Here is a 17,988-nt window from a genome sequence, read left to right on the forward strand (position 1 = left end):
GGCACATGAGACGCACTACACGTCGGGTGGCGGGGTCGCCGCGGGGACGCCGGGGAGTCGCTTCCATCGGTGTCGTCGCCGTGGCAGCCTCGATGCTGACGTATGCCGCCGTGACCAGCCAGGGTTCGACCGTCCACGAGGCCGACATCGGCGACGGTGGGGTCTGGGTCTCGTCCTCGGCGCAGGCGAAGTTCGCCCGACTCAACACGGGCGCCCGGCAGCTCGACGCCGGTGTCTCGACCGCCCTCGCAGACGGCTCCAAGGTCGACATCCTCCAGGACGGTGCCGCAGTCGTCGGCGTCGCGACCGGCAACACGTTGCTGCCGATCGACGTGCGGACTGCGACCTCCGAGGAGTCCGGTGCGTCCGCCCCCGTGCGCCCCTCCAGCGACAAGGGGACCTTCTCCCCGCCGACCGTTGACCTGCGCGGCGGCACCATCGCCACGATCGACCCCAGGACCGGCAAGGTCTGGGCCCAGCGCGTCGACACCAGGGGCGGCATCGAGTCGCTGCAGGACATCACCTCCACCTCCAAACCCCTGGCCACCATCGGCGGGAACGCCTCTCTCGCCGTCGACCTGTCCGGCAACGTCATCGCCGCCTCGGGTGCGACCGGTCGGGTCGTGACGATCGCACCGAGTGGCAAGGCCATGGCCAAGCCGGTCACCGTGACCACGAGCGTGCGGGCCCCCCTCCTTGATGTCACCGCCGTCGGCGACACCTGGGTCCTCTACGACCCCACCAAGGACGAGCTCCACGTCGAGGGACGTGACGAGCCGATCAGTGCCGGTGCAGCGCTCGGTGACGGTCCGGCATACGCCGCACTCCAGCAGCCCGGCCCGGAGGCCGACTCGGTGATCATCGCCAACGTCGCCGCTGCCCGACCCGTCAAGCTCAGCGGCGGCGACGGAGTGGGTGGCGTCGAGATCCAGGAGCAGGGCAACCGCTCGGTCGAGCCGCCGCTCGTGACCCGACCCGTGGTCCTGCGAGGGTGCCTGCACGCGGCATGGGCCGAGACCGGCAACGTGTTCTACGGCGCGAACTGCGGCCGAAGCGCACCCGTCGCGGCCGGCACGCTCGCCGGTGGCGGCAAGGGGGTCGTGCGTGATGGTGTCGCCCTGCGCGTCAACCGCGGCAACATCGTCCTCAACCACCTCGACACCGGCGACGTCTGGGACATCGACTCGACAAAGCAGAAGATCGACAACTGGGACGCGCTGATCCCGCCGACCAAGAAGGACGACGACAACGACAAGAAGGACGAGAACGTCGTCGACGACCAGCAGGTCACTCAGCCGCCGAAGGCGAAGGACGACCCGCTGCGAGTGCGCCCCGGCCGCACGAGCAAGATCCACCCGCTCGACAACGACACCGACGCCAAGGGATCCATCCTGGCGATCGACCCCAAGGACCTCACCGCTCCGAGCGCCACCGACGTCACGGCCACGGTGTCGAGCGACGGCCAGACCGTCGACGTCAACGTCCCGCCCAACCCGTCGTCATCGACGATCACGTTCTCCTACAAGGTGAGCAACGGCAAGGCCAAGGAGAAGGCCGGCGCCAAGATCGTCCTCACCGTCGTGGGTGACGACATCAACACCCCGCCGAAGCTGCGTGAGGGTCAGGCCGAACTCGCGAAGACGACCTACCCCGTGGTCTCGGGTGGGCGCGTCGCTGCGTCCGTCCTGGGTGACTGGCGCGACGGTGAGAACGACCCGCTGACCGTCGACGGCATCGACCCGAAGACCGTCATCGACGGGCAGAACCGCGTCGGCGTCACCGCACCCAACGAGGCGGGACCGGCGACCGTCGACTACGCCATCAACGACGGCCGACAGAGCACCAAGGGCAAGATCAGCCTCACCGTGCTCGACCTCCTGGAGACCAAGGGAGTTCCGCCCAAGACCCAGCCCGACGTCGTGCGCGCGGTCCTCGGCAAGCCGGTCCAGCTCGAGCCGCTCGGCAACGACATCCCGGGAGCCGACCCCGGCGACCCCGACGCACGCCTCCGGCTCGCCGGTGAGGTCGCCCCGTCCGGCCCGCTCGACGTCGACACCAACCTCACCACCGGGGTCGTCACGATCACCCCGAACGGTCTCGGGACAACCGAACTGGCGTATGCCGCGCAGTCCGGTGGGACTGTGTCTCCCGGTCGCATTCGTATCGACACCGTCGAGCCCGCTGACCCCGAGGCCCCGCCCGTCGCCGTCCCCGACGGCGCCACCCTGCGTGACCAGTCGCCGACGATGGTTGACGTCCTGGCCAACGACTACAGCCCGCGCGCGGACGTCGTCGTCACGCAGAGCGCCACGGTCACTGGCGACAACACCTGGCTGCGACCGACGATCTACCAGGGTCGGTGGGTGCGCATCGAGGCGCTAGAGCCGTCGCCGATCAGCGGCGAGGGCAGTCGTCAGGGCACGGTCGAGTACACGATCAGCGACGGCGCCAAGCGCACGACCGGCCGCATCAACGTCGTCCAGCGTCCGCCGCTCCCCGGCGCCTCCCCGACCGTCGAGGACGACCGGGCCACCGTGCGAGAGGCCGATGCCGTCTCGGTCGGTGTGCTCGACAACGACACCATGGCCGACGGCATCCCCCTGGTCCTGGACCCGGGCAGCGTCAAGGTCATCAGTGCTGGCGCCGAGCAGCGAGCGTTCGCCTCGGGCAACCTCATTCGCTACGTGCCGGAGTTCAAGGCCCTCGCGGCGCCCAAGGACGTCGTCATCGAATACGCGGCGTATGCGGAGGGCTCACCCGAGCGTGCCAAGACCGGTCGGCTGACGGTCACCGTCAACGCCCTGCCGACCAGGACGACACCCAACCAGGCGCCGATCGCCCGCAGCTTCTCGGGCTCCGTGACCGCCGGGGAATCCGTCACCCTGACCATCCCGTCCACGGGGGTCGACCCCGACGGTGACACGGTGACGATGCGCGGCATCGTGGGCAAGGACGCCGACGCTCTCGACCTGACGTTCGGTCGCGTGGTCTCCGTCGGTCCGTCGACGATCCGCTACGAGGGCTATCCCAACGCTGCCGGGACCGAGCTCATCCGCTACGAGGTGCAGGACCGCTTCGGTGCCACGAGTCAGGCGTTCGTGCGCGTGGGCGTGGTGCGCCCCGGCGACCCGCAGCCGCCGGTCGCCGTCGAGGACGAGGTCGTTGCGGCACCGGGCAAGCGCGTCACCGCCCACGTCCTGCGCAACGACCTCATCGCCCGCGGCGACGCGGTGCGCCTGGAATACAAGGACCTCAACCCCGGCGGCGTCCAGAAGCAGTGGAAGGTCGACGAGGACGAGAACACGATCTCGACGGTCACCCCCGCGCCGGACGCGCCGACCCATGAGTACGTCTATGGCATCGACAACGGCATCTTCGACCCGTCGCGCACGACGGTGCTGGTCCGTGGCGTCCCCAACTACATCAACCCGCCGATCGCTCAGGACGACGTCGCCAAGGCGACGCCGGGCGTGACGACGTCGCTCGTCGACGTCCTTGCCAACGACACCGACATCGACTCCGACCCCGCCACCCTCAAGATCGTCGACGTCCTCTCGCCGCAGGGCAAGATCGAGAACGGCAAGGTGCGGGTCACCCTGCTCGACCACCCGCAGACGGTGCCCTACGTCATCGAGGACGAGGACGAAGCCACCGCGCTGGCCCTGATCTTCGTGCCAGCTGGCGACAAGGGTGTCCCGTTCGTCGTCGAGGGAACCCTCATCGAGATGGACAAGGACTCGAGCGAGACGGTCAAGCTCGGGGACCACGTGAAGTCGCCGCGCGGCAAGGCCATCAGCATCACCGCGGCAGCAACCGTCTCGGCCTCGCCCGGTCAGTCCCTTTCCGCCCAGGCCAACGGCCGCGACCAGGTCACCCTCACCTCGCGTGGCGGATACGTCGGCCCGGGCGCGTTGATGCTCGAGGTGAGCGATGCGGAGGGCGCCGCCGACAAGGACGCCCGGACGGCATACGTCTCGATCCCGGTCCAGGTCGGACCCAAGGTGCCGCTCCTGCGGTGCCCCGACGCGCCTCTCGTCCTCGCCGCCGGTGGCCGGGCGCGCGAAGTCGACATCCCCACCTACTGCCGTGCCTGGTTGCCCGTGGGGATGAACCTCGACGAGGTGAAGTTCGAGGCCAAGTGGGACCCGCCGGCCAAGGGTGCCGAGCTCGAACAGGCGCAGACCGGTGGTCGCCTCGTCAGCCTGCGCGCCGGCGAACGCGCTCCCAGCGGCACCGGATCGGTCACGGTGACCTCGAAGGACATGCCGTCCGTCAAGTTCCCGGTGCGTGTCCTGGGACGCACTGGTGAAGGCGACGCTGCCGCAGCCGCGGCCGCGGCCGCTGCCGGCAAGGACGCAGCCGCTGCTCTGGGCCCGCCACGCCTGCGGCCGATCAAGATCGATGGCCTCAATGAGGGCGAGTCCGAATCGGTCGACGTGAGTCGCTATCTCGACTCCCCGCTCGAGAAGCCGTCCTGCTCGATCGCGGCTGCAGCGCTGGAGAGCGGGAGCGGCATCGAGGTCTCGCGCAGCGGGTGCACCCTGACCCTGAGCGCGACGAAGCAGCCGAGCCCCACCGCCACCATCTCGCTCCTCGTCTCCGACGGCCCGGGCCGCCAGGCCGCCGGTCGCGTCACGGTCACCCTGCGGGGCAAGCCGACCGCACCCACCAATGTGAGTGCCGTGGCCGACCGCATCGCCGGTGGTCAGGCTCGGGTCTCGTGGGTGGCGCCGAACTACGACGGTGGCGTCACCATCTCGAACTACAAGGTCAGGTGGACCGGTGGCAGTTCGGGCTCGCTCGACTGCTCCGCGTCGCCGTGCACCGTGACGGGCCTCAAGAACGGCTTGGACTATTCGTTCACCGTCATCGCGACCAACGCGGTGGGCGACAGCCCCCCGAGCACGGGGAGCAACACCGTCCGACCCGACACCAAGCCCGAAGCCACCTCCGGTGTGCGGATGGTCTCGCGCGGGGACGGCACTCTCGACATCGCGTGGGCACCCGCCCCCAACAAGGGCTCGCCGATCACGAAGTACGTCGTGCGACTCATCCCGACGAGCTCGGGTTCTGCGCCGCGCACGGTCGAGGCGGGTGGTGGCGCGACGAGCACGACGGCGGCTGGCCTCACCAACAACACGCCCTACTCCGTCGCGGTCCAGGCCTGGAACGGCGCGGGCGCCGGGCCGTTCGGGCCCTCAGTCGAGATGCAGTCTGCGGGCATCCCGCCGGCCGTGACCGGCGTCAACGGGGCCACGCGTGGGCCGGGAGCGGGTTACGACTCCGAGTCGGTCACCGTGTCCTGGAACCAGCAGACCGACCCCAACGGTCCGCCGCTCAAGAGCTACACGATCTATCGCAACGGGGCCCAGATCGGCACCGTCGGTGCGCAGACGCGCACGTTCGCCGACACCATTCCCTATGACGGCAACCGATACAGCTACACCGTGACGACCACCAATGGTGCCGACCTCGAGTCGCCCCAGGGCACCCCGTGGACCTACACGTCCGTCGGAGTCCCCAGCAACCCGACGGTGAGTGCGTCGACACCGAACGCCGACAAGACGATCGTCGTTGACGTCAATGTCGGGTCCCCACGGGCGGGCGGCTTCGCCTCCATCAGGTGGTCGACGTCTGAGGGCAAGTCGGGCACTCACGCCTGTGGCTGCTCTGCAGGGTCGAGCGTGCGCTTCTCGATCCCCAACGCCGGAATCAACCCGCAGAGGGTCACCGTGCGCACCGTCAACACGGGGGGCACACAGTCCGCGGACGCCACCAGTGGTGGCGTCCAGCCCTACGGCCCGAGCCTGACGCCGACCGGTCTCAGCGCCTCGCACAACAAGCAGACCGTCACCTGGCGCTGGAACCTCCAGAACAACGGGCGCGCCATCGACGGCGTCCAGGTGAGCATCAACGGGGGCGGCTGGCAGGCGGCCGACAACCGCGAGTCGCACTCGATCAACGGAGACTTCAAGACGCAGTACACCTTGAGGGTGCGTTCGCACGCCACACCGACAGGCTGGAGCGACCCCAGCGGAGGCGTGTCCGAGACGACCGACGACCGAGACCGGCAGATCACCAACGCGTACAACAAACCGGGGTGCTCGGGTCCGAGTGGCCAGCCCTGCGTGGCGTTCTCCGTGGCCGGATTCCAACAGGGCTCCTACACCGTGACCTTCAACCACAGCTCGGTCGGGGGCAACTTCACGTCGTCGACGCCGCTCAACGTGGGCGGCGGCGGAAACGGCACTTGGGCTGGCGAGTACTGGGTCGACCACTACGGCACGGACCTCGCCATCACCTTCAACGGTCCCGGCGCGGCGTTCACACTCCACACCAGATGGTGAACCAGGTGGTGGGCCCGGCCCATGGGCTCGCTACTCGATGATCGCGAGGATGTCGCCCTCCTGGACGACATCACCGACCTCGACCTTGACCTCCGAGACGGTTCCGGCCTGTTCGGTGAGGACAGGAATCTCCATCTTCATCGACTCGAGGAGCGCGATCTCGGCGCCCACCTCGACGGTGTCGCCCGCGTGCACGGCGATGGAGAGGACATTGGCGACGAGGTCTGAGACGACGTGGTGCGGCATACCCGCGACGGTATCCATTACGCACCAGTAACCCCGCCTTGGCGCATCCCAGCCCCCGAGCGACCCTCGTCGCGGTGTTGGCCGCCCGTTACTGTTGAAGGCTGGAGCGCTCCGACAAGTTCATCGACCCCCCATCACCTCGAGACTTTCCGGGCACTCGCTGAACGGGCACCGCAAGGTGCCGCCCCTGCCTGAAGGACCTGCCATGCCCTGCCGCTCGTGCGGAGTCGACCTGCCTCGCGACGCCGTCTACTGCCTGCGGTGTGGCGCGCGCGTGGAGCTCGGATCCGTCCTCGGCGTCGGCACTGACCTGCCTCCCTTCCCCCCGCGCAACCAGCCCGCGCCCGCCCCGGAGCCGGTTCCTGTGACAGAGCCAGCGCCCCACGAGGACCTCACGAAGACCTCAGTGTTGCCGCGGCTCCAGGTACCCGCGGCCGCAGGTCCCCGTCAACAGCCCACTCCAGCCACACCAGCCGCGCCGATTCCGCCGACTCCACCGGTGGGCGGCGACACCAGTGGCGGATCCGGACACTCACGGGGCAGCGTCATCGCCATGGTGGCGACCTTCGTCCTACTGACGATCATCGGGACCTTCGCCCTGACGCGCATCCTGGGATCCGACGATCCCGCGCCGACGGCGGTGGCCCCGTCGGTCACCAGCGAGGAGGGCGAGCCCTCGCCGTCGGACTCTGCCGCGGCACCCAGCACCAGCCCGTCAGCCACGCCCGAGACCTCGCCGAGCCCGTCGACGAGCGCCGCCTTCGTCCCGGCTGGCGCACGTCCGTGCTCCACGAGTGGAAGCGACTCCGTCGCCACGGCGTATGCCGCCACCGACCGGACGTCCTGCGAGTTCGCCGCCGCTGTCCAGGAGGCCTACCGCAAGGCAGGTGCCCCCGACGGAGCGACGACGTTGCGCGCGTTCAGCCCAGTGACCAAGAAGTGGTACTCGCTGTCCTGCGACGGCGGCGCCCCCGTGCGCTGCACCTCGACGACGAACGCCGTCGTCCTCCTCGGCCCCTGACCTCAGGTGGACCACGACATGCACTGCAATACATGTGGGGCCGAGCTCATCCCGGACGCGCGCTTCTGCACGAGGTGCGGCGCCAAGGTCGAACTCGCTGCGCTCCTGGGTGTCGGCACCGACCTGCCAGTCGTACCAGCCCTGCCTGCTGTGCCTGCCGTGCCTGCTGTGCCTGCCGAACCCCCCGCGATGCGCGAGCCCCAGCGGTCCGAAGGACACCACAGGTCCAGCGGAAACTTCACGCCCGGTCGCATCGCCGCCATGGTCGCGACGTTCGTCGTGCTCACCATCCTCGGGACCTTTGCCCTGAGTCAGCTCTTCGGCTCGGACGTCCCGGACCCGGTGGCCACCTCCGCGAGCACGGACCCGGGCCAGGCCACAGCGAGCCCATCAGACGAGTCGTCGCCCGAGCCCCCCCTCCTGAGTCGAGCACTCCGGAGCCGAGCACCCCCGGTCCGAGCGCGTCGCCCACCCCGACGACCGCGCTGCCCGACGGCGCCCGGCGGTGTTCAAACAGCGGCAGTGACGCCGTCGCGACGGCATACTCCGGCAACCGCGACACGTCCTGCGCGTTCACCAACGCAGTCCGCGAGGCCCACCGCGAGGCGGGCACGGCCGCAGACCCCAAGCCGTTCCGGACCTACAGCACCGTGACGAAGCGGTGGTACGACGTCACCTGCGACACCGCCAGCCCGGTGCGGTGCCAGAGCGCCGATGGTGCCGCCGTGGTCTTTCTTGGTCCGTAGTTCACGACAAGACCAATGAAGAGGCCCACGGAAACGTTGCTTTCCGTGGGCCTCTTCATTGGTTCAAAGCACAGCGCGCTGTATCTAATTTGAGCGCTTCCTCGCTTCGCTCGTCACCGCTCCTCGGTACCAGCGATGAACGCCTCGAGCTTCTCGCGACCGAGGTCATCGGGACGCTGCTCCGGCGGGGACTTCATCAGGTAGGACGAGGCGGACAGCAGGGCGCCACCGACGCCACGGTCCTTGGCGATCTTCGCCGCGCGGATGGCGTCGATGATGATGCCGGCCGAGTTGGGGGAGTCCCAGACCTCGAGCTTGTACTCCAGGTTCAACGGCACGTCACCGAAGGCGCGACCCTCGAGGCGGACGTAAGCCCACTTGCGGTCATCGAGCCACGCGACGTAGTCCGACGGGCCGATGTGCACGTTGCGGCTGTCGGTCAGACCCGCGAGCGAACCGGTGAGGTTCGACGTGACGGCCTGCGTCTTGGAGACCTTCTTGGACTCGAGGCGCTCGCGCTCGAGCATGTTCTTGAAGTCCATGTTGCCGCCGACGTTGAGCTGGTACGTGCGGTCGAGCGTGACACCACGGTCTTCGAACAGCTTGGCCATGACGCGGTGCGTGATGGTCGCGCCGACCTGGCTCTTGATGTCGTCGCCGATGACGGGGACGCCGGCGTCCTCGAACTTCTTGGCCCACACGGGGTCGGAGGCGATGAAGACGGGCAGGGCGTTGACGAACGCAACCTTGGCGTCGATGGCGCACTGGGCGTAGAACTTGTCGGCCTGCTCCGAACCCACCGGGAGGTAGGAGACGAGAACGTCGACCCTGGCGTCCTTGAGGGCCTGGGCGATGTCGACCGGGTCGGCAGCGGACAGCTCGATGGTCTGGGCGTAGTACTTGCCGATGCCGTCGAGGGTGTGACCGCGCTGGACCTCGACACCCGTGGTGGGGACGTCCGCGATCTTGATGGTGTTGTTCTCGGAGGCGTTGATGGCCTCGGACAGGTCCTTGCCGACCTTCTTGTCGTCGACGTCGAACGCCGCGACGAACTCGACGTCGTTGACGTGGTAGTCGCCGAACGTGACGTGCATGAGGCCAGGCACGGACGCGGTGGCGTCAGCGTCCTTGTAGTACTCGACTCCCTGCACGAGCGAGCTCGCACAGTTGCCGACGCCAACGATGGCGACGCGAATCGAACCCATGATGGTGTTCTCCTTCATTCTCGGTGGTTGCCGTCAATCGGCGTATGCCGTGTGGCTCGGTGGGTGTTGTGGGGCAGGTTGTGCCCCGGCTGAGTCAGGGCTGGGGCCCTGGGTCCGTGGGGTGGCGACGCTCGGCGTCGATGAGCTCCGTGAGCCACCGGACCTCGCGCTCGGTGCTCTCCTCGCCGTGGCGCTGAAGGGCAGTGGTCCAGGAGTCAAGGCGCTCGCGACTGCGGCTGGAGTTGGCGCGCACGATCTCGAGCTGCTCCTCGACGCGCGAGCGCCGGCCCTCGAGGATGCGGAGCCGGACGTCGGCCTCGGTGCGGCCGAAGAAGGCCAGCCGCACGCCGAACCCGTCGTCCTCGTAGGCCGCGGTGTCGATCCGGCGGGCGGCGTCCTCGAAGGTCTCCTTGCCGGCGGCGGTGATCTCGTAGACGATCCGGTTGCGTCCGGCTGACTTGGCGGCCGTCACGGGCTTGCCGGTCGCGGTCGACTGGGCGATGAGGCCGCGGTCAAGGAGGCCGGAGAGCGCGGGGTAGAGCGTCCCGTAGGACAGTGCCCGGAAGGCGCCGAGGGCTTCGTTGAGGCGGCTTCGCAGCTGGTAGCCGTGTGCCGGACCCTCGTGGAGCAGCCCGAGGAGAGCGAAGTCGAGCAGGTCGGATCGCTTGCTCATGGCTTCACCTCCTGCTCGCGCCGCGTCACCTGGAGGTGACAAAGTCGGACCTTGTCAGCAGGACTGTACCTGACAGTTATATCGGCGCGATACATCAAACCCGACGCAGAGCCGACTTCGTGCCCGAAACGGACACGCTCTGTCGGCCGAAGGCCTCCGTCTGTGTGTCCGTTTCGGGCACGAAGTCGGGGGGTCAGCCGGTGGGAGCGGCGTTGGCCAAGAGCTGGGCGAACGTGGCGGGCTGGGTGAACATCGGCCAGTGGCCGGAGTCGATGTCCACGAGCTCCAACGTCTCGACCTTCGCGAGCTCCGGGGTGTCACCGCCGTCGATCCACTCCTTCGCCTGCGCCGGCGAGAACTCGGGACAGATGAGCACCGAGGGGATGGTGAAGCGGCGCTCGTCGCGGAGGTGCACCACACCGCGGGTCACGCCCACCGGCACGGGCACCATGTCCCCGGCGATGGAGGCCTTGAGCTCGTCGCCGATGTCATCGGAGTCCGGCCCCTCGAACTTCTCCCACCCCGGGAAGCCCATGAGGCCGTCGACCGGCTCGAAGAAGTCGGCGTACGTCGCGCCGTCCTCCTCGGGGAACCCACCGACGAACACGACCGACGCGACCTTCTCGGGCCGGGCGTCGGCAGCAAGCCACGCGAGGCTGCACGCCGCGGAGTGACCCACGACCACGGCGGGCTCCGGTGCGGCGTCAATCACTGCGAGCACTGCCGCCACCTGGTCATCCAGCGTGGCCGACGCGTCGCCATCGCCCTGACCGGGGAGCGCCACGGGCACCGGGGTGTGGCCCAGCGCGGTGAGTTCCGGGACCACGGCGTCCCACGCCGATGCGGTGAGCCAGAGTCCGCTGATGAGGACGATGTGCATGGTCAGGTCTCCTTGGATGGGGGAACGTGTCGTGCTCGGTCCGACCACCGTAGGACGTGTTGCGGACGAAACGCTTCCGGTATGCCGTCCGGCGTGCCATCGTTTTCGTCGTGCCCTTCGAGTCCCCTGTGTCCGCTCAGTCCTCAGAGATGAGCCCGACCGCCCGCGCCCTGCTCACTCTCGAGGTGCTGCAGAACCGGCCCGGCGTGACGGCTGGTGAGCTGGCTCGCCGGCTGGGGGTGACCGAGCGCGCAACTCGCCGCCACATCGCGATCCTGCGGGAGGCCGGCATACCCGTCGTGTCGACGCGCGGACCGCACGGCGGCTACACGTTGGGTCGCGGCGCGGCCCTCGCCCCCGTCGTCTTCACCGAGACCGAGGCGCTCAGCCTCGTCATGGCCGTCATCGACAGCCACCCCAGCGCCGCGAGCGCGACCGGCGTCGACGGCGAGGCCGACGCCGTCGGTTCCGCGCTCGACAAGGTGGTTCGCGCCCTGCCCCGGGCCGCCGGGAGAGAGGCCGCCGCATTGCGTGAACACGCCTGCGCCACACCGGATCGCTACCCGAGCCGTCCGGATCCCGCGACGACAAGTGCCCTCGTGGCGGCGAGCGCCGGCGGCCGCCAGGTGCGGATCACCTACGCGAGCGAGTCGGGGTCGACGTGGGAGGACGTCACCGACCCGTGGGCGGTCGTCGTCCGGCACACCCGTTGGTATCTCCTGTGTCGATCGCATCGGGCCGACGCGGTCCGCACCTATCGAATCGACCGGATCCGGGACGTCGTCGACCTCGAGGAGACCTTCACTCCGCCGGCCGACCTCGACCCCGTCGCCTCCCTGGAGGAGCACCTCGGGATCGGCTGGGAGTTCGAGACGCGGGTCGTGTTCGAGGTGCCGCTCAAGGAAGCACAGCGGTGGGTGCACCCGGCCATGGGAGCCCTCGAACGGCATACCGACGGCTGTGTTCTAGTGGGCAGCACGAGCAACCCGACGATGTACGCCAGGGAGTGGCTCGCGCGCATCCCCCTGCCCCTGCGGGTCGAGGGCGGGGTCGAACTGGTCGACACGATGAGGTCGGTTGCCGCGCAGCTGCAGGCCGCTGTGGGACCCACCACGTGAGCATGGGGGCGCGACTTCCTGAACGTCGCACTCAGGTTCAGGGCGTCATACTGGATCAGGCGCCCCTGCCCCGTGGGTGGTCTGCGCCCCTGTCCGCATCGTCTGCCCCGAAAGTTCTCCATGAGCAACGCACCCCGCTCGCGCGCCGAGGCCCGCCGTCTCAATGAGGCCACCCCACGCCGGCCGAGCAAGGGCGCCCGCAGGTCGTGGCCGCGCCGGATCCTCTTCACGCTGATCGGCCTGTTCTTGCTCGGTGTCGCTGGCGTCGGCGTCGCCTATCACCTGACCGACGTGCCCAAGCCCAACGACCTCGCGGTGGCGCAGACCAACGTCTTCTACTTCGCCGACGGCAAGACCGAGATCGGTCGGATCTCCGAGCAGAACCGAGAAGACGTCGAGCTCAAGCAGATCCCGCTTCCGGTGCAGCGCGCGATGCTCGCCGCCGAGGACCGCAACTTCTACGAGAACAACGGCATCTCACCGACGGGCATCGCTCGCGCGGTCTGGGTCGCGGTCAAGGGTGGCGCGGCGACGCAGGGTGGCTCGACGATCACCCAGCAGTATGTCAAGAACTACTTCCTCAGCCAGGACCGCACGCTGTCGCGCAAGGCCCGCGAGATCCTCATCTCGGTCAAGATCGACGGGCAGCAGTCCAAGGACGAGATCCTCCAGAACTACTTCAACACCATCTACTACGGGCGCGGCGCCTATGGCATCCAGACCGCATCCAAGGCCTACTTCAACAAGGACGTCTCCAAGCTGACCCCGGCCGAGGGCGCCTTCCTCGCCGCCGCGATCCGGGGCCCGTCGTTCTACGACCCGCGCCTGGGCGCGTCGCAGAAGAAGAAGGCGCAGACGAGGTCGGCCTACATCCTCGACAACATGGTGACGCAGGGCTGGTTGACGCCCGAGCAGCGCGCCGCCGCGACCTTCCCCACGGACAAGGAGTTCGTCAAGTACACGCCGCCCTCGGCCAAGGGCACCAACGGCTACGTCATGGAGCTGGTCAAGGCCGAGCTGGCCAAGAAGCTCAAGCTCACCGAGGCCGACATCTCCCGCGGCGGGTTGCGGGTCATCACGACCATCGACGCGAAGAAGCAGAAGGCGGCCGGGAAAGCCGTTGCTGATCGCATACCCAAGGAGTCCAAGGACCTCCACGTGGGCCTCGCCTCGATCAAACCCGGCGACGGTGCCGTGGAGGCGCTCTACGGTGGCGCGGACTACGCCAAGAACCAGTTCAACACCGCGACCGACGCCACGATGCAGGCCGGGTCGACGTTCAAGGTCTTCGCGCTCATCGCCGCTCTCCAGAGCGAGAAGCTCAGCATTCGCAACTCCTTCGACGGCGAGAGCCCGCAGTACTTCGACGAGTTCGAGAACCCTGCTGGGAAGACCGATTTCGCCCGCCGCGGCGGCGTGAAGAATTTCAACAACTCGGACTGGGGCCGGATCAACGTCGCCACCGCCACGGCCAACTCGGTCAACACGGTCTACGCCCAACTCAACGTCATCGCAGGCCCCAAGAACACGGCGGCCGCCGCGACCAAGGCGGGGGTCACGGCCAAGCTCGATGTCAACTACGCCAACGTGCTCGGCACCGACAACGTCAAGGTCATCGACATGGCCAACGCCTACGCAACCCTCGCGGCCAACGGCAAGAAGGCGACTCCGTACTACGTGAAGTCGGTGACGTCCACCAACGGCTCGTTCGACTACAAGGCCAAGCCGGTCACGAGCCAGGCGTTCGACGCCAAGCTCGTGTCGGACGTCGTCTACTGCATGCAGCAGGTCATCGAGCGTGGCAGCGGCGAGTACGCCGGGGAGCGCCTCAACCGTGAGGCGGCCGGCAAGACGGGCACCTCGAGCGACAACTACTCCGCGTGGTTCGACGGCTTCACGCCGCAGCTCGCGACCGCCGTCGGAATGTACAAGGGTGACGGCAAGCAGGTCGAGAAGAACCAGATGAATGACGTTCCCGGATATGGCGCCATCACCGGCGCCACGATCCCCGTGCGCATCTGGACCGACTACATGCGCGCGGCGACCGAGGGCATGGAGAAGCTGAAGTTCCCCGAGCCCTCCTACATCAACAAGAACGCGGCGCCGAAGCAGACGCAGCGACCGGAGACCACCACCGGTGGCAACACCGGCGGCACGACCCAGCCCCCGACGACGCAGCCTCCGTCGACGACCCCTCCGACTACCTCGACGCCCACGCCGACGACTGAGCCGACGCCCACGGACAAACCGAAGCCGACGAAGAGTCCGGGCAAGCCAACGATCCCCCTGCCGACGATCACTCCATCACCGGCCAACACCGAGCAAACCGGCTGACCCGTGGCCGTTCCCGGTGCACTTCTCCAACGGGATCGGCCGCGGTTGTCGGACGCGAGCCTCGCCCCGATCGCGCTGCTCGCGGCGCTGCCGGTCCTCGTCGCCCTGTGGAAGCAGGGGCCGTGCCTCCAACAGGGCTGGGGTGGAACGGAACCGTTCTGGCGGTTCTGCTACTCCGACCTGGCCGTCGGGGTCCAGACGGCCGACGCGGAACGCGGGATCACGGCATACCTGTCCGGTGACGTTCCACTGGACCAACCGCCGCTGACGGGTTCTGTCGTGTCGCTCATCGCCGGCCTCGCGCCGGGCGAGGGCCCACTCGCGACCCAACGCTGGGTGCTCGGCGTGTGGGCCGTTCTCGCGGTCGCGGCTCTGGTCCTCCTGGCCTGGTGGGTCCGGACGATGCCCGGACATCGTGGTGATGCCCTCCAGGTCGCCGTCGCTCCGGTGGCCGGGCTGACGATCCTGCTGTCACCCGACCTGCTCGGGGTGGTCCTCGCCACCGGGGGGTTGTGGGCGTGGAGTCGGCGACATCCTGCCCTGGCCGGTGCCCTGCTCGGAGCCGGGCTGATGGCGCGGACCTATCCCGCCTTGCTGCTTCTCGTCGTCGCCGCCCATGCCTGGCGCACCGGACGGGAGCGCGAGCTGCCCCGGTTCGGTGGTGCGGCGCTCGCGACCGTCGCGGTGATCGCGCTGCCTTTCCTGATCCTGTCGCCGGGGACGCTCACCCGCTCCTGGTCCGCCTGGTTCGACGCTCCTGCTGGTCTGGGGTCGGTCTGGTACCTCCCGACGCTTGCCGGCAGCCCGTGGCCCGCGTCCGTCCTCACCACCCTGGCGGTGCTCGGCATCCTCGTCGCCGTGGTGCTCGCCGGCCTGCTCGTGCTCGGTACCCCGTGGGCGCCGCGCATCGCAGCCGTGGCGCTCGTCGCGGTCGCCGTCGTCCTGGTCAGCGGCAAGTCGTTCCCGGTCCAGACCTCCCTGTGGCTCGTGCCGCTCGTGGCACTGGCCGGGCTCAGGTGGCGCGACCACCTGGTGTGGGCCCTCGCGGAGGCGGTGCACTTCATGGCCGTCTGGCTCTACCTGAGCGGACTGCAGAACCCCGACAAGTCGCTGCCACCGGGTTGGTATGCCGTGGCGCTCCTCCTGCGGGTCGGTGCCGTCGGCTACCTGGGCGTGCGTGCGGGGCAGACCGCCACCGCCTTTCCGGAGACTGGCGACGAGGCGCATGACGACCTGGCAGACGACCTGAGGTCGTCGATCTAGGCTGATTTAGTCGTATGCCGTCCAGCCCGGTACCCTTGCCCAGTTACCAGTGCCCTGTGGACAACTCCACAGCCGTGTCGGTAGCGATGCATACCCTCCTGTCACGGAGAGACCGTGACCGTTCAGACCGAAGGAGGCGGGTTAACGCATGCGTCAGTACGAACTCATGGTCATTCTCGACCCGGAACTCGACGACCGCACGGTTCAGCCGTCGCTCGACAAGTTCCTCACCGTCATCACCAAGGACGGTGGCACCGTCGACAACGTCGACATCTGGGGCCGCCGTCGCCTGGCCTACGAGATCAAGAAGAAGGCCGAGGGCATCTACGCCATCGTCAACTTCACCTCGGAGCCGGCAACCGCCAAGGAGCTGGACCGTCAGCTCGGGCTCAACGAGTCGATCATGCGGACCAAGCTCCTGCGCCCCGGCGCCTGAGCTTCGTCCTCACCGACTCACCAGCTCAACCCAGCGCTACGCGCTGACCCAGCTTTACGGCATACCTGAAACCGCGTCACTGCACCCAGACCAAAGGGGATCTGATCCATGGCAGGCGAGACCGTCATCACGATTGTCGGGAACCTCACCGGTGACCCCGAGCTCCGCTTCACTCCGTCCGGCGCTGCCGTTGCGAACTTCACCGTGGCTTCCACGCCGCGCACGTTCGACCGGCAGTCCAACGAGTGGAAGGACGGCGAAACGCTGTTCATGCGTTGCTCGGTCTGGCGTGACGCGGCGGAGAACGTCGCCGAGTCCCTTGCCCGGGGCACGCGCGTCATCGTCACCGGCCGCCTGAAGTCTCGGTCCTACGACACCAAGGAAGGCGAGAAGCGCACAGTCATCGAACTGGACGTCGACGAAGTCGGCCCCTCGATGAAGTACGCGACTGCCAAGGTCAACAAAACCACTCGCGGCGGAAGCGGCGGTTTTGGTGGCGGCGACGGTGGTTCAGGCGGTCAGGACCCGTGGGCAACCGGTGGCACCGCACCCCAGGGTGGGGCGTCGTCCGGCGGCCAGTCACAGGGTCAGGGCGGTTGGAGCCAGCCCGGTGGCGGTCAGCCCGCAGCCGGTCAGCCCGCACCGCAGGGTCAGCCGGGTCAGCAGGGCGGAGCTCAGGGAGGGTGGGGCAACGCCCCGTCCTACGACGAGCCCCCGTTCTGAGCCTTCCCGTTTCGGCTCCTGAGCAGACCTCACCCAGGCGTGCAGGTCTCGGTCGTCGCCGAAACGTCACGTTGGGTCCCTGACCCAGCACGTCAACACACCATCCCTGGGAGACCAGGGCTCATCCGCTGAGTCACTCGGCAGAAGGAGAGCACCACGATGGCTAAGCCAGTTGTGCGCAAGCCCAAGAAGAAGGCCAACCCGCTCAAGGCGGCGAAGGTCGAGAACATTGACTACAAGGACACTGCGCTGCTGCGCAAGTTCATCTCCGACCGCGGCAAGATCCGTGCTCGTCGGGTGACCGGCGTGTCCGTCCAGGAGCAGCGTCTGATCGCCAACGCGGTCAAGAACGCCCGTGAGATGGCGCTCCTTCCCTACTCCAGCTCGTCCCGCTGACGCGCGACTCAAGCCAGAAGGAGAGCTGAACAATGAAGGTGATTCTCACGCACGAGGTCTCGAGCCTCGGCACCGCCGGTGACATCGTCGACGTCAAGGACGGCTACGCCCGCAACTTCCTCTTCCGTCGCGGTCTCGCGACGCAGTGGACCAAGGGTGGACAGAAGCAGGTTGACTCGATCGCCAAGGGCCGTGAGGTCCGCGAGGTCAAGTCGCTCGAGGAGGCCCAGTCGATCAAGGGCAACCTGGAGTCCAAGCCCGTGACCGTCCCCGCGCACGCCGGCAAGGAGGGACGTCTCTTCGGTGCCGTCTCGTCCGCCGACATCGCCGCCGCGGTCAAGGCAGCCATTGGCACCGACCTCGACAAGCGCAAGATCGAGGTTCCGACCCCGATCAAGTCCACGGGTACCCACGAGGCCCTCGTGCGTCTGCACCCCGAGGTGCAGGCCAAGGTCTCGCTCAACGTCGTCGCGGGCTGACCCAGCCTGACGCTCGCAGAGCAATCACAGCGCCCGATCCCGTCAAGGGGTCGGGCGCTGTGGCGTGCGCGGCACGGGTCGGGACCTGGGTGACGGGTCGCCACTCCACGGCACCCCGACC

At 68.3% G+C, this 17,988-nt stretch carries 15 protein-coding genes; 10 read left to right on the top strand and 5 right to left on the bottom strand.

Annotated features, from left to right (window positions below):
* Positions 1–5: 5 nt before the first annotated feature.
* The gene (locus ACFQRE_RS02250) at positions 6–6,347 is read left to right on the top strand and encodes an Ig-like domain-containing protein (RefSeq protein ID WP_380118413.1); all 6,342 of its coding nucleotides are present in this window, start codon (positions 6–8) and stop codon (positions 6,345–6,347) included.
* A 30-nt stretch (positions 6,348–6,377) separates the two neighbouring features.
* Here the strand turns inward: ACFQRE_RS02250 and ACFQRE_RS02255 are convergent, their stop codons facing one another.
* A complete protein-coding gene (locus ACFQRE_RS02255; protein ID WP_380118416.1) occupies positions 6,378–6,611 on the bottom strand; it encodes a biotin/lipoyl-binding carrier protein in 234 nt (77 codons plus the stop codon).
* A 187-nt stretch (positions 6,612–6,798) separates the two neighbouring features.
* Between ACFQRE_RS02255 and ACFQRE_RS02260 the strand changes: the two genes are divergently transcribed.
* Together ACFQRE_RS02260 and ACFQRE_RS02265 are read left to right on the top strand one after the other, a co-directional pair.
* Complete coding sequence (locus tag ACFQRE_RS02260) at positions 6,799–7,614, top strand: hypothetical protein (RefSeq protein WP_380118418.1); 816 nt, start codon at positions 6,799–6,801, stop codon at positions 7,612–7,614.
* Positions 7,615–7,632: 18 nt separating this feature from the next.
* Positions 7,633–8,268 carry a zinc ribbon domain-containing protein gene (locus ACFQRE_RS02265; protein ID WP_380118420.1) on the top strand — a complete coding sequence of 212 codons (636 nt, stop codon included), beginning with the start codon at positions 7,633–7,635 and terminating at the stop codon, positions 8,266–8,268.
* Here the strand turns inward: ACFQRE_RS02265 and ACFQRE_RS02270 are convergent.
* The 4 genes from ACFQRE_RS02270 to ACFQRE_RS02285 all read right to left on the bottom strand — a co-directional run bounded on the left by ACFQRE_RS02270 (position 8,255) and on the right by ACFQRE_RS02285 (position 11,118).
* Positions 8,255–8,389: a hypothetical protein gene (locus ACFQRE_RS02270; protein ID WP_380118422.1), complete on the bottom strand. Its 135-nt coding sequence runs from the start codon at positions 8,387–8,389 to the stop codon at positions 8,255–8,257. The genes ACFQRE_RS02265 and ACFQRE_RS02270 overlap by 14 nt on opposite strands.
* Positions 8,390–8,473: 84 nt before the next feature.
* Positions 8,474–9,565 carry an inositol-3-phosphate synthase gene (locus ACFQRE_RS02275; RefSeq protein ID WP_380118424.1) on the bottom strand — a complete coding sequence of 364 codons (1,092 nt, stop codon included), beginning with the start codon at positions 9,563–9,565 and terminating at the stop codon, positions 8,474–8,476.
* 94 nt (positions 9,566–9,659) lie between these two features.
* Positions 9,660–10,238, bottom strand: coding sequence for a PadR family transcriptional regulator (locus ACFQRE_RS02280; RefSeq protein ID WP_380118427.1), 579 nt, complete (start codon positions 10,236–10,238; stop codon positions 9,660–9,662).
* 193 nt (positions 10,239–10,431) lie between these two features.
* Positions 10,432–11,118, bottom strand: coding sequence for an alpha/beta fold hydrolase (locus ACFQRE_RS02285; protein ID WP_380118430.1), 687 nt, complete (start codon positions 11,116–11,118; stop codon positions 10,432–10,434).
* A gap of 149 nt (positions 11,119–11,267) precedes the next feature.
* Here ACFQRE_RS02285 and ACFQRE_RS02290 point away from each other — a divergent pair, with 149 nt between their 5' ends.
* The 7 genes from ACFQRE_RS02290 to rplI all read left to right on the top strand — a co-directional run bounded on the left by ACFQRE_RS02290 (position 11,268) and on the right by rplI (position 17,867).
* A complete protein-coding gene (locus ACFQRE_RS02290) occupies positions 11,268–12,236 on the top strand; it encodes a helix-turn-helix transcriptional regulator (protein ID WP_380118433.1) in 969 nt (322 codons plus the stop codon).
* A 120-nt stretch (positions 12,237–12,356) separates the two neighbouring features.
* The gene (locus ACFQRE_RS02295; protein ID WP_380118436.1) at positions 12,357–14,570 is read left to right on the top strand and encodes a transglycosylase domain-containing protein; all 2,214 of its coding nucleotides are present in this window, start codon (positions 12,357–12,359) and stop codon (positions 14,568–14,570) included.
* 3 nt (positions 14,571–14,573) lie between these two features.
* On the top strand, positions 14,574–15,833 hold the full coding sequence (locus ACFQRE_RS02300; RefSeq protein ID WP_380118438.1) for a hypothetical protein: 1,260 nt from the start codon (positions 14,574–14,576) through the stop codon (positions 15,831–15,833).
* Between the two features lie 148 nt (positions 15,834–15,981).
* Positions 15,982–16,269, top strand: coding sequence for a 30S ribosomal protein S6 (gene rpsF, locus ACFQRE_RS02305; RefSeq protein WP_353951808.1), 288 nt, complete (start codon positions 15,982–15,984; stop codon positions 16,267–16,269).
* Between the two features lie 108 nt (positions 16,270–16,377).
* Positions 16,378–16,992 (top strand): single-stranded DNA-binding protein, encoded by a 615-nt coding sequence (locus ACFQRE_RS02310; RefSeq protein WP_380118441.1) that lies wholly within the window; start codon positions 16,378–16,380, stop codon positions 16,990–16,992.
* 159 nt (positions 16,993–17,151) lie between these two features.
* A complete protein-coding gene (gene rpsR / locus ACFQRE_RS02315) occupies positions 17,152–17,388 on the top strand; it encodes a 30S ribosomal protein S18 (RefSeq protein WP_035904052.1) in 237 nt (78 codons plus the stop codon).
* A 32-nt stretch (positions 17,389–17,420) separates the two neighbouring features.
* On the top strand, positions 17,421–17,867 hold the full coding sequence (rplI, locus tag ACFQRE_RS02320) for a 50S ribosomal protein L9 (protein ID WP_380118444.1): 447 nt from the start codon (positions 17,421–17,423) through the stop codon (positions 17,865–17,867).
* The last annotated feature ends 121 nt before the right edge of the window (positions 17,868–17,988 follow it).

This window comes from Knoellia pratensis (assembly GCF_042666395.1).
Lineage (GTDB): Bacteria > Actinomycetota > Actinomycetes > Actinomycetales > Dermatophilaceae > Knoellia > Knoellia pratensis.